At 68.6% G+C, this 12,461-nt stretch carries 9 protein-coding genes; 2 read left to right on the top strand and 7 right to left on the bottom strand.

Annotated features, from left to right (window positions below):
- Positions 1-6: 6 nt before the first annotated feature.
- The 4 genes from DB31_RS15620 to DB31_RS15605 form a co-directional block, all read right to left on the bottom strand.
- Entirely contained in the window at positions 7-615 is a 609-nt protein-coding gene (locus tag DB31_RS15620) for a DUF488 domain-containing protein (protein WP_205628518.1), read from the bottom strand.
- Between the two features lie 13 nt (positions 616-628).
- The gene (locus DB31_RS15615) at positions 629-1,396 is read right to left on the bottom strand and encodes a hypothetical protein (protein ID WP_240486721.1); all 768 of its coding nucleotides are present in this window, start codon (positions 1,394-1,396) and stop codon (positions 629-631) included.
- A gap of 189 nt (positions 1,397-1,585) precedes the next feature.
- Positions 1,586-2,986, bottom strand: a complete 1,401-nt coding sequence (locus DB31_RS15610) for a serine/threonine-protein kinase (RefSeq protein WP_240486720.1) — start codon at positions 2,984-2,986, stop codon at positions 1,586-1,588.
- Positions 2,987-3,323: 337 nt separating this feature from the next.
- On the bottom strand, positions 3,324-4,409 hold the full coding sequence (locus DB31_RS15605) for a DNA ligase (RefSeq protein WP_044188268.1): 1,086 nt from the start codon (positions 4,407-4,409) through the stop codon (positions 3,324-3,326).
- 183 nt (positions 4,410-4,592) lie between these two features.
- Between DB31_RS15605 and DB31_RS15600 the strand changes: the two genes are divergently transcribed.
- Positions 4,593-5,078 (top strand): gluconokinase, encoded by a 486-nt coding sequence (locus DB31_RS15600; protein WP_044188265.1) that lies wholly within the window; start codon positions 4,593-4,595, stop codon positions 5,076-5,078.
- 21 nt (positions 5,079-5,099) lie between these two features.
- On the opposite strand, the gene DB31_RS15595 is transcribed toward DB31_RS15600, so the two are convergent.
- From DB31_RS15595 to DB31_RS15585, 3 genes are all read right to left on the bottom strand, one after another.
- The gene (locus DB31_RS15595) at positions 5,100-6,134 is read right to left on the bottom strand and encodes a phosphotransferase (RefSeq protein WP_044188262.1); all 1,035 of its coding nucleotides are present in this window, start codon (positions 6,132-6,134) and stop codon (positions 5,100-5,102) included.
- 68 nt (positions 6,135-6,202) lie between these two features.
- A complete protein-coding gene (locus DB31_RS15590; RefSeq protein WP_044188260.1) occupies positions 6,203-6,829 on the bottom strand; it encodes a phenylalanine--tRNA ligase beta subunit-related protein in 627 nt (208 codons plus the stop codon).
- A gap of 9 nt (positions 6,830-6,838) precedes the next feature.
- Positions 6,839-8,281, bottom strand: coding sequence for an aldehyde dehydrogenase family protein (locus DB31_RS15585; protein WP_044188259.1), 1,443 nt, complete (start codon positions 8,279-8,281; stop codon positions 6,839-6,841).
- A 469-nt stretch (positions 8,282-8,750) separates the two neighbouring features.
- On the opposite strand from DB31_RS15585, the gene DB31_RS15580 reads away from it, so the two are divergent.
- A partial coding sequence (locus DB31_RS15580) for a TIR domain-containing protein (RefSeq protein WP_044188257.1) occupies positions 8,751-12,461 on the top strand: 3,711 nt, incomplete at its 3' end.

Below are 12,461 nucleotides of genomic sequence, written 5' to 3'. Positions count from 1 at the left end.
CGGCGCTCAGGTGCGGCCGCGGGGCTCCAGAGCGGCGGTAGGCTCCGTGTCCTCGCCGTGCGGCGGGTAGAGCACCTGCCGGCCGTGGAGCTCTGCGAAAGAGGTGAGCCGGTGCGGCTCCACGCGCGTGCGGCTGAGGATGTGGAGCACCTGCACTCCGCGCGCGAACAGCGCATCCGCCACGAGGCTGCGGTGGCAGCGCCAGCGCAGGGCCTCCGCGCACATGAGGGCCACCGGTGCCTCCTCGGCGAGGACCCGCAGCTCCTCCAGCCCCTGCGCGAAGTCCTCCGTCTGCATGTAGTCCGCGTAGCCCTGGAAGCTCTTGTTGCGCCAGGCGCCGTTGGGCGAGTCCGGCCGGGGCCGCCGCAGTCCTCCGAGCTTGGGCAGGTGCGCATAGCGCAGGTCCGCCGCCGCCAGCGTCCTCGGCAGCGTGTCCCGGTTGAACTGCGGGTTGGTGCGCGAGCGCGGCACCGTGCGGATGTCCGCCAGCATCCCCACGCCGTGGGCCTGCAGCAGCTCCACCAGCTCCTCCGCCGTCCGGGTGGAGTGGCCCAGCGCGTAGATGCGCGCGGAGCCCCAGCCCCGGGCCCGGCGCTTCGGCAGCGCTTGGGTCATGGCCACCTCCCTCTCAGGAGCAGGTACCGGTGGTGGTGTTGCAGGTGTCAGCGCACTTCACGCACGCACCTCCGCCCTTGCCGCACCGGTCCTTCGTGTTGCCCGGGTTGCAGACGCCACCGGAGCAGCACCCCGCGCACGAGTTCGGCGTGCACTCGCACCGGCCGGACACGCACTCCTGGCCGAAGCCGCACGGCGCGTTGAGGCCACAGCGGCACAGCCCGGACAGGCACCGGTCCGTGGTGCGCGGATCACACGCGGCGCTCCGCCCGCAGGCGCAGAAGCCCTTATTCGAGCACGAGTCCGCCGTCCTCGCGTTGCACGTCGTGCAGGCGATGCCGCCCGTGCCGCAGGTGTTGAAGGTGGACGTGGTGCAGACGCCGGACATGCAGCAGCCGTCCGGGCAGTTGGGGCAGAACACGCCGTCATCCGGCGGAGTGGGCTCCAGCCGCACGGTGACGTCCACCTCCATGTTCTCGAGCACCTGCACCTGGGCTTTACCCTGCGACACCCGAGTGCCCTCGCGCAGCCCCTCCACGGTCAGCTCCGCCTCGGCCTTGTCGGGCGCGGAGGGCAGCAGCACGCGGAACGTGTCGCCGTTGGCCAGCAGCCGCTCGGGCTGCGCGGGGAGGACTTGCGGACCCACGCCACTGCCCGCCACCGTGCCGGACACCCGCAGCTGATCCATCATCATCGAGGGGTCGAAGTCGATGGTGACATACAGCGCTGTGCCCACAGACTCCCGGCACCCACCGGCGAGCACGGCCCACCCCAGCAACACGAGCCCGCAGAGGCTCCCTGCCCACCGCGTCCCTGCGCTCGCATGGCGTTTTTCGGCTTCCATCGAATTTTGAGACTACCGGTGCTCATCCATTCGATGGAGTGGCAGGGAAAGTCGAGGGAATTCCCCAGTTGACAATCCGACGGTCTGCCACAGAGCCGTGGGCGGCAGGCGACAGAGGACGGGGGCTCAAAGCAGAGAGCAGTCCTGGGGCATGGCCACGGGCGCGGCGGGCATGACGCGCGAGGGGCACAGCCGGCGCAGGTACTCGCGAAGCTGGGCGGAGGGGTTGATGAACTGCAGCCCCACGCCGGGGGACATGCCCCAGGTGCGCGCCTGCGCCGAGTCCACGTGCCGCACCACCTCGGCCTCGCACTCCACGGGCACGCCGTCGAGCCTCAGCGTGAACGCGAGCCGGCCGAACAGCTGCGGGAAGGGCTCCGAGCAGCACATGAAGAGGCCACCGCGGCTCAGCTCCGTGCACTGCACCTCCACCGCGCCCGTGCCGCTGCGGCGGCGCACGACGGCCGTCCAGCTCTGCGGCGTGGGCGCCTCTTCGCGGGGCAGGTGCGCCTGCGGCGTGCGCAGGGACACGGTGGGCGAGGGCACGGGCGTGCTGGCGAGCGGGCCTCCCGGCACCGGAGTGGGCCGGCTCCGGGTGGGATCGCGCATGGCGGCCTCGAGCGCCTGCTTGAATTGGAGCGCCTGGGCGAAGCGCTCCGCGGGCCGCCGCGCCAGCGCGCGCAGGATGGCCTCCGAGAGCCCCAGGGGGATGCGCGGGTTGAGCAGGTGCGGAGCGGTGGGCATGGGCGCCGTGGCCGACAGGACGAGCTCCGCCACCTGGCCACGAGGATAGGGCAGCCGCCCGGTGGCCATGAGGTAGGCCGTCACGCCGAGCGCATAGATGTCCGCGCGCCCGTCCACCGGCTGCCCCGTCCACTGCTCGGGGGCCATGTACGCGGGCGTGCCCAGCACCATGCCCACGGCGGTGAGCCGCGGGTGCGTGAGCGGGCCGCGCGCCTTGGCCACGCCGAAGTCCAGCACCTTGAGCGAGGGACGCTGCGAGGACTCGCGCCGCACCACGAAGAGGTTGTCCGGCTTCAAGTCGCGGTGCACCACGCCCGCGTTGTGCGCGGCCTCGAGCGCCTCGCAGGCCTCGCCCAGCAGGTGCGTGAGCAGGCCCGGCTCCAGCGGGCGCGGCAGCTGCGACAGCGGCTCGCCCTCCAGGTACTCCATGACGAAGTAGTGCAGGCTGCCCGGGGCCTCGTTGATGTCGAAGATGCGGACGATGTTCGGGTGCCCCACCACGTTCACCGTCTTCGCCTCGGCGTAGAAGCGGGCGCGCAGGCCCTCGTCCTGGCTGAGGTGCGGGTGCAGCACCTTGAGCGCCACCCGCGCGCCAATGCGCGTCTGCTCCGCCTGGTACACCGTGCCCATGCCGCCCGAGCCCAGCCGCCGCACCACGCGGTAGGGACCGATCATCTTTCCCACCAGATCCACCGGCACGGCCGCCGCCATGCGGGGTTGCGTCGCTGGCGGTTGCGGTGGCTCGTCCTTGGCGGTGACCTCGTCCGACTGAGTCCAGGACACGTTTCCGCACAGCACGTCGTCAGTGTGTTCGGAGAGGCAAAGCTCGCAGCGCATGGGGCCTGAGGAACTGGAAAGGGGGTTAACCCCGTTCCAATGCAAGACATGTGCTTCTCCGCCGGTTGGACGATGTGTCGAATCCCGGAGGACGGCCGCTGTCCATGCGAGCGAGTTCGCGGCGTTGCAGTGGTACCCAGCGAACAGGTGTACGTCGTCACCCGAGGTGCGACGTCAAATCGTTCAATGCCGGGTCTGTCATTCTTTCCAGATCGTTACGATCTGACGCTCTACCGGGCCCGCGGGTGGAATGCGGGGCCCGGCCAAGGCGCGGTGCGTCAGCTCACGCGCGCTTGCGCTTGCCGCCCGGGGTGGGCTCCCAGGGCGCCGCGTCGATGCGCACCCCCACATAGGAGGGGAAGCGCGGCACTCCGTCGTTGGAGAGCTCCTGGTAGCGGAAGGTGATGATGCTGCCGAGGGGCGGCGGGTTCCCGCGCTCCGCGTCGGACAGGCCGGTGCCCACGGAGAAGCGGGTGCCGTTGCGCAGCTCCACCTCGAGCGCACCGAGGCGGCCCTTGTGGCGGCCCGCGCCGGCCTGGTGGCCAATGACGCGCGCCTCGTCGTCATGGAAGCTCTTCACCTTGAGGAGGGTGTAGGAGCGGCCCACCTCGTAGCGCGAGCCGGGCTGGCGCAGCATGAGCCCCTCGCCGCCGAGCCCCTCCACCCGCGCCAGCTCCTCGCGCAGGTGCTTCACGCCCTGGCAGGGCTGGTGCGAGAGCCACTCGGCATACGGGGGCGCCACGTCCTCCACGTATTGCTCCACGTGGGCGATGCGCTCCTCGAAGGGCGCGTCCATGCTGGGGGCGTCGAAGATGACGAAGGCCAGCTCCTTCCAGTCATCGCTCATGTCCTGGCGACGGACGACGCTGACGGTGCGCTGGAACTTCTTGCGGCCGCCGAACAGCTCGCCATCGAGCGGGGAGTCGGGCAGCTTTTCGGTGAACCAGTCCGGAGCGTAGAAGGGGTTGCCCTGGCGCGAGAGGAACCGCGTGCCGTCCCAGTAGGCGCGCACGCCGTCGAGCTTCTCGCTCATCCACCAGCCCGTGAGGTCCGTGTCGTTCTGCCACGAGTGGGCCAGCAGCACCGGCGGGGCCTTGCCCTCGGTGGCGGCGGGAGCGGCGCGCTTGGAGGCGGTGGCGCGGTTGGCAGTGCGATTGGTGGCGGGAGCGGGGGCGCCGATGCGAGCGTCCTCAGCCTCATCTCCGCGAATCTTGCGCAGGTGCTTGCAGGTTCTGCGCTCGATGGTGGTGGACTGGTTGCGCCACGCTGGGCACGAGCACGAGTAGACACCGCCCGTGTTCTTCAAGATGTACGGCTTGGCACCCGAGCCTTTGACCTCGACTTGCCCGCCATTCGGAATATCGGCCACGCGATGGAACCCTCACAACGCCGCGAATTCCTCGCGGCGACAGAGGGAATCGTATCTCTCAGGTCCGACGTGGACAGAGGACCCTGGAGGGTGGGTGAACGGTGCCTATCCTCGGGGGTAGCAACGGGGCGGGAAGTGCCGCACCATGGGTGAAGTGCATCTGTGAATCCGGGGAGCTGGCGAGTGGTGATCATCCTCATGGGAGTGGCGGGAGCGGGGAAGACGACGGTGGGGAAGCGGCTCGCTCAGTTGCTGGGCTGGCGCTTCGTGGAGGGGGATGACTTCCACCCTCCGGCGAACGTGGCGAAGATGGCCGCGGGCATCCCGCTGACGGACGAGGACCGTGCGCCCTGGCTGGAGCGGCTGCGCGGGCTCATCCAGGAGGCCCTGGAGCGCGGGGAGCCGGTGGTGATGGCGTGCTCGGCGCTGAAGGAGCGTTACCGGCTGCTGCTCACGGTGGATCCGGCGCAGGTGAAGTGGGTGTACCTGTGGGCGCCCCGGGAGGTAATCGCGAGCCGGCTGGCGCAGCGCACGGGGCACTTCATGCCGCCGAGCCTGCTCGACAGCCAGTTCGCGGCGCTGGAGGCGCCGAAGGATGCGCTGCCGGTGGACGTGACGCCGGGACCGGACGCGGTGGTCGCGGCGATTCGGGAGCAGCTCGGCCTCTGACCGCGAGGCGCTCTCCGGGCCTCACCGGAACGCGGGCCAGACGAAGGGCTGCACGGTCCAGCGCTCGCGCAGGCGGACTTCCAGGGACTCGAGCGTGCGCGAGAGCGCGGGGACAGGGTTGAAGGGCTGCAGGATGATCCGGAGCCGCTCGAGGTGGCGCAGCAGCGCAGTGCGCTCGGTGAAGCCGGGGGCCCAGTCCCTGTCTCTCTCCAGGGCCTTGGGGGAGATCCACTGGAAGACGTTCACGGTGCGCGCGGCGGCCACGGTGGCGCGGGCGCGCAGATAGTCCGAGTCCACCTGTGCCGCGTAGCAGCCCTGGCTCAGCCCGGCGCGGTAGTAGAGGTCCGCGCGGGAGATGAGCTCGTCGGGGAACGGCACGGTGAGCAGCCACATCAGCGCGTCGTAGAGGGCGCTGCGCATGCCGCCGTACTCGAAGTCCACGAGGCGCGGGCCGTCCCGCGAGAAGAGCGTGTTGCTCGGCGCCATGTCTCCGTGGGTGAAGACGAGGAACGGGCCGGGGTCGGCGAGCCCTCGCGCCACCTGCTCCAGATCCGCTTGGAGGCCCGGGTCCTCTTTCGCGCCCACCTCCGCGAGCCACCGCCGCAGGCGCCCGGCGTTGTCCAGCAGGTAGCGGGCGTTCTCGATGCGGACGCGCTCGTGGCGAGGCTCGATCGACTGGCGGACGGTGTCGTAGTCCGACTGTGCGCCGAGGGTGCGGACGTGCAGCACGGAGGTGAGCCGAACGATGGACATCAGCGCACCGCTGGCGGTGTACGCCTCGTTGCCCTGGAGCAGTGTTTCCAGGCTTTGGCCCCGGCCGAGGTCCTCCATGATGAAGAGGCGGGCCTCCTCGCTGCCCGCGAGGAAGCGGGGGCCGATGTACAGGCCTCGCTGGGTGAGGAACACGTGCGCGGCCCAGTCATCCAGTCCGCAGACAGGGTCATCCCGGAAGTGCTTGAGGACGACGCTGGGCTCCTGGCCACCGCCGACCACGCGGGCGCGGACCACGTCGCTGCGTTCCGTGGTGCGGAGGACCTCGGGAGCCGTGAGCAGCACCGGGCGGCCCCAAGTGGCGGAGAGCGTGCGGGCACCGTCGGCCAGCAGCAGCTCGAGGTCCAGCGTGCTCAGGGAACGCGCTCCACGGTGGCTCCGAGGCGCTCGAGCAGCTCGCGGTACCAGGTGAAGGCGCGGGAGGTGCGGTCGCCCAGGGCCTTGGCGCCCCAGAGAACAGTGAGGGTGCGGCGGGTATCCGCGTTCGTCTTGGTGCGCTGGGCGTCCTTCACGGCGTTGGCGCAGGGGCCGTCGGCGTCGAAGAGGCACAGCAGGCCGGACAGGTCGATGGTCTGCCCGGAAGCGTTGAAGACGTACTCGGAGCCCTGGGGGGCGATGCCGAGGCGGAAGGGGGCCTTCGCGCGGTCGAGGTCCACCACGCTGATGGGGAGGCCGCTGTGGAGGGAGACGGCGTTGCACGCATCCACGGCGGCGTTGATGGAGCCCAGCGAGCCATCGCCCGAGGCGCGCACGAGGTACTCGGAGGCGGGCTTGCCCCGGCCGGTGGGCTTGTAGCCGCCGTGGCGCAGCAAGTCCCGGACGACGCCGCGCACGGCGTCATCGCTGGAGAGCGGCGCGGAGGTGCCCTGCTTCAGGAGGGCGGTGAGCCACTCCGGGGAGGGCAGGGAGGACAGAGGCCCTGGGAAGGTGGTGGTGAAGGCCAGGGCATCCAGGAGGGGATGAGGGTCGACGGTCAGCACAAGCGCAGGCTACTCGAACAAGCGGCTCGCGAGCCGGGCGAGTTGCTGCGCCTTGCCGGTGTACGGCGGGAAGAAGAAGTGGGCCAGCGAGGCGCGCCCCTGCTTCATCACGGCGCGCGCGTGGCTCAGCTCCCGGAAGCCGGTGTCACCGTGGTACGCGCCGAGCCCGCTCTGCCCCACGCCGCCGAAGGGCAGGCCGGGGTTCACGATGTGGAGGATGACGTTGTTCACCACGGTGCCTCCGGCGGAGGTCTGCCGCAGCAGCCGCTCTACGGCATCGTCGTCCGTGCTGAAGATGTACATGGCCAGCGGCTTGCCCTGGCTCCGGATGAAGCTCACCACCGTGTCGAGCTGCTCGAAGCGCAGCACGGGCAGGAGCGGCCCGAAGATCTCCTCTTCCATGACGGCGGACTCGGCCGTCACGTCCGCGAGCAGCGTGGGAGCGATGTAGCGGCTGGGCGCATCCACCACGCCACCGGCCACCACGCGGCTGCCCGAGCTGACGGTGCGATCCAGCAGACCGCAGACGCGAGAGAAGGCGGCGTCATCCACGAGCCGGCAGAGGTCGGGGCTGGCGCGGCGGGCCTCCTCGGTCTTTCCGTAGAAGCGCTCCAGTGCGTCCTTGGCGGCGGAGAGGAACGCCTCCTCCTGGGAGGCATGGACGAAGACGTAGTCGGGGGCGATGCACGTCTGGCCGGCGTTGAGGAACTTGCCCCAGACGACGCGCTCGGCGGCAGCCTTCACGTCGGCGGAGGCGTCCACGACGACGGGGGACTTGCCGCCCAGCTCCAAGGTGACGCCGGAGAGGTGCCGCGCGGCGGCGGCCATGACCTTCTGGCCCACGCGCGGGCCACCGGTGAAGAAGAAGTGATCGAAGGGGAGGCGCAGCAGGGCCTCGCCGATCTCCGGGCCGCCCTGAATGGTGGTGACCTCGGTGGAATCAAAGGTGTCCTTGATGAGGGACTCGAGGAAGGCGGCGACGTGGGGCGTCTTCTCGCTGGCCTTGAGCATGACGCAGTTGCCGGCGGACACGGCGGCAATCAGCGGGGCGATGGCCAGACAGAAGGGGTAGTTCCACGGGGCGATGACGAGCACGACGCCCTTGGGCTCGTAGCGGACCTCGCTGTGGGTGCCGGTGAGGAGGAGCGGCGTCTCGACCTTGCGAGGCTTCATCCAAGACTTGAGGTGCTTGGCGGTGTGGGCTAGCTCCATGAGGACGGGGAGGATCTCGGTGCTTTCGGCCTCGGCGCGGGGCTTGCGGAAGTCAGCGAAGAGAGCCTCGGCGAGGGCTTCGCGGCGGCTGAGGATGTTGGCCTTGAGGCGCTCCAGGCGAGCGAGCCGCTCCTTGGCGGTGGTCTGAGCCATCTCCCAGCGGCGCGCCTGGAGCCGCTCGAAGGCCTCTTCGAGGGGGCGCTCCTGCTCCGACACTTCCTGCGTTTTCACGAGGCGCATGCCTGCTCTCCTGGTTACCGGCCCCTTATAACCCCTTGGGGCGCCGCATCTTCCCGTCCGAGCCAGCTACTTGAGCCAACGAGTCAGGCGGACAGCAAGTCCCTTTGGCACTTTCCCGTTCGCCTGTGGACCCAAACACCTCGCGCGGCGCTTCTTCTCTTTGCAGATGATCAGCGCTTGGGAGGGCAACGTGTCTTGGGTGCTTGCTCAGCACGGAGCCTGTGGAGGGCTGCGGAGGCTCGGCTGGCTGCGGCAAGTCGTTCCAGCTGCGCGAGTTCCTCAGGAGACAACGGCATGCCCTCAGCGTAGGCACATCAGGAGGGTCCGGCATGCCTACAAAGACCCACCCGATGATAAAAACATCAAGGAATCATCAAAATCATCAAGAAGCGTCTTGTGCTTTCGCGTGGACCGGAGCATTTAGAGGTGCATGGGATCGTCTCAGCCTCTTTCTGGTGAAGGCCTCCGCGTGGCCGTGGAGCCCTGGCTCGAAGAACTCGGCAAGTCGGATCGGGAGCGCTTGGAGAAAGCGGTCACCCTGGCGGCGGCGGGTCGCTTCCGGATGTCCGACTGCCTCAATGTGCTCTTCCCGGACAAGAAGGGGCGCGAGGCGCAACTGGCGCTGGCCTCCTTCCGGAAGCGTGTGAACGACGTCTCCGTGGGCGAGGACGGTTCCGGCCTTGGGTTGCGCTTCGAGGTGGATTCGAAGAAGAAGAACCCGCCCGAGGAGCGCTTCTGCTGGTTCACCGGCCCTGATCCGGCCGTCAAGCAGGCGGAGAAGTTCTCAGACGAGTCCACGGCCGACGTCGAGGGCAAGCCGCTGATCAAGGCCAAAGGCCTCGCAACGACCACCGGAGCGGTCAACACGCCTGGCAAGCGCAAGGTGCGCTTCTTCGTCTCCTACGCCCACGACAATCGAACACTCGTCGACGCCCTGGTGAAGGAACTGAAAACCCACTTTGCCGCCTCGGCTCGCTACGAGCTCATCGACTGGATCGACCAGGACATCCTCTTGGGCGACAAGTGGCGCCAGAGCATCGAGCAGGGCATCCAGAGCTGCGACTTCGGGCTGCTGATGGTGAGCCCCTCTTTCTTTGCCAGCAAGTTCATCCGTGAGAAGGAACTGCCTCACTTCGTAGGTCCCGAGGATGACTCGGAGCGCAAGCCCGTCCTGCCCGTGGGGGTGGTGCCGGTGTCGTTCGGGAGCCATGACCTCAAGGGGCTCGGCGAGCACCAGATCTTCCTGATGCGAACGCCGCGAATCGAGGGGCGCTACTACGACCAGATGAACACGGGGGCGATGAAGCGGGACTTCGTCTTCAAGCTCTATCTGGCGATCGAGAAGAGACTCAACGCCTTCTTCGCTCCGCCCCCCGCGCCTGGTCCATCGGCGTCGCCTCGCGAGTCCAAGGAGGGCGACACAAGCACCGCCGCTGACCATGTCCCGGTTCCCGAGGAGACCCTGCACTATCAGCGGAACCGGGCCCACCGGCTCGCTCTCCACGAGATGGAACAGCTCGCCCCGGCTGACAAGCGCCGCGCGGATGAACTGCAGGCGCGCGATGCCCTGGAAGAGCTGGAGACATGGGCCCTCAACCCCAGCGCACCCCCGTTCTTCGCGCTGCTCGGCGAGTACGGCATCGGCAAGACCACCACCCTGAAGCAGTTCACCCGGGAGTTGATGAAGAAACGCCGCGTGGATTCGAGCGTGCCGCTCCCCATCTACGTGGATCTCCGGGCCTACGTGGGCGAGTCCAAGGACACCGTTCCGACCATCGATCAGCTTCTCACCAGCGTCATCGAGCGGAGCTGGAAGGTGAGCCATCGGGGCATCATGTCCCAGGACGTGTTGCGCTTGGTTCGGGAGGAGGGAGCCGTCATCCTGTTCGATGGCTTGGACGAGAAGATCGTCCACCTCTCGCCGACTCGCGCCCAGGACTTCATCCGGACACTCTGGGCTGTGTTGCCCGATGCCGCCCGGACTCGGGATCCGCTTCCGGAGGGAAAGCGGCGGGGCAAGCTCCTCATCTCCTGCCGCTCTCATTACTTCCGCGACGTGGCCAGTCAGAATGCCATGCTTGTTGGCGAGCACCGCGAAGGCATCGAGCGCAAGAACTTCCCCGCCCTCTGCCTGCTGCCTTTCACCGAGGCGCAGATCCAGAGCTATCTGGCGGACTTCCTGGGCACGCCAGCGCGTGGGGGCGAGGCTTTCGAGATCATCCAGTCCATCCACAACCTTCGGGATCTCGCGGAGCGGCCCTACCTGCTCTCACTCATCGGCGAGCACCTGGGTGAGCTGGAGTCGCTCAAGGCCCGGCGTGAGAAGGTGAACGCCGCGCGGTTGTACGAACTCGTGGTGCGGTCATGGATCAACCGGGACAACGGGAAGCACCAACTGGGACAGGACCATAAGCGCCAGCTGATGGAGGAGCTCGCCGCCGCGCTCTGGAGAGAGGGCAGCAAGCAATGGGCAGTGGATCGGCTGGAGGCATGGTTTGACGAGTACCTGCTGTCGAACCCGGCGATTGCCGCAGCGTATGCCACCAAGGAGCGTGCGGTACTGAAGGAGGACTTGCGCACGGCGACCTTTGTCCTGCGGCCTACCGATGAGGAGCGGCACTTCCGCTTCGCGCATACCTCCTTGCAGGAGTACTTCCTGGCCACCTACCTCAAGCGCGCCTTGGAGGAAGGCAAGCTGGAGCGGTGGGCGCTGGAGGAGGTGTCCTGGGAGACGGTGGACTTCCTCGGGCAGCTCATGGAGTGGGAGCGAGACCCCAAGAAGGCCTTGAGCGCCATGGAGTCCATTCTGGGGGGAGACACGCTGAGCGCCGCCGGGCTGGCCTTCGCGTACTGGATGCGCGCGCTCGAGCAGGGGTACCCGGCGCCCACGCCTGCACGGGTGAAGCTGGCGGGAGCGAACTTGGAGGGCTGGAGGCTCAAGGGCCGTAGCGCCTCGCAGCCGCTCAACCTTCGTGGAGCCGACCTCTCGAGCGCGCGGCTCAACCGTGCGCGGCTCGAGTACGTGGAGCTTGGGAATGCTCAGCTCACAGGCGTGCAAGCCCGGCAAGCGGTGTTCTTGAGCGTGAGCGCGCCGCGTGTCCGCGCCCAGGGGAGCGACTTCCGCGGGCTCCGGTGGAAAAGAGGCTCGCTGGTGGAGGCGGACCTCCAGGGTGCTCAACTCGAGGGTTGCCAGTGGATCGGAGTGAGCGCTGCTGGGGCCACTCTGCCGGAGAATTGGGAGCACCAGGCTTCGCTGATCCACGAGCGCCCGAGTCATCCTCGGCGAGAGGGCTCTCGGCTGATGGTCCTGCAGGGACACGCGGGCTTTGTGGCTGCGTGCGGGTGGAGTCCGGACGGGAAGCGAGTGGTGTCCGGGGCGGATGACAGCACGGTGAAGGTGTGGGACGCGGGGAGCGGGGAGTGCCTGCTGACGCTGAGCGGGCACGCGGGCTTTGTGACTGCGTGCGGGTGGAGTCCGGACGGGAAGCGAGTGGTGTCCGGGGCGTCTGACCGCACGGTGAAGGTGTGGGACGCGGGGAGCGGACAGTGCCTGCTGACGCTGAGCGGGCACGCGGGCTTTGTGAATGCGTGCGAGTGGAGTCCGGACGGGAAGCGAGTGGTGTCCGGGGCGGATGACAGCACGGTGAAGGTGTGGGACGCGGGGAGCGGGGAGTGCCTGCTGACGCTGAGCGGGCACGCGGGCTTTGTGACTGCGTGCGGGTGGAGTCCGGACGGGAAGCGAGTGGTGTCCGGGGCGTATGACCGCACGGTGAAGGTGTGGGACGCGGGGAGCGGACAGTGCCTGCTGACGCTGAGCGGGCACGCGGGCGGTGTGACTGCGTGCGGGTGGAGTCCGGACGGGAAGCGAGTGGTGTCCGGGGCGGATGACAGCACGGTGAAGGTGTGGGACGCAGGGAGCGGGGAGTGCCTGCTGACGCTGAGCGGGCACGCGGGCTTTGTGAATGCGTGCGGGTGGAGTCCGGACGGGAAGCGAGTGGTGTCCGGGGCGTATGACCGCACGGTGAAGGTGTGGGACGCGGGGAGCGGGGAGTGCCTGCTGACGCTGAGTGGGCACGCGGGCTCTGTGATTGCGTGCGGGTGGAGTCCGGACGGGAAGCGAGTGGTGTCCGGGGCGGATGACAGCACGGTGAAGGTGTGGGACGCGGGGAGCGGGGAGTGC

This window comes from Hyalangium minutum (genome assembly GCF_000737315.1).
Taxonomy (GTDB): Bacteria; Myxococcota; Myxococcia; order Myxococcales; family Myxococcaceae; genus Hyalangium; species Hyalangium minutum.
This window is presented reverse-complemented; position numbering and strand designations above follow the sequence as displayed.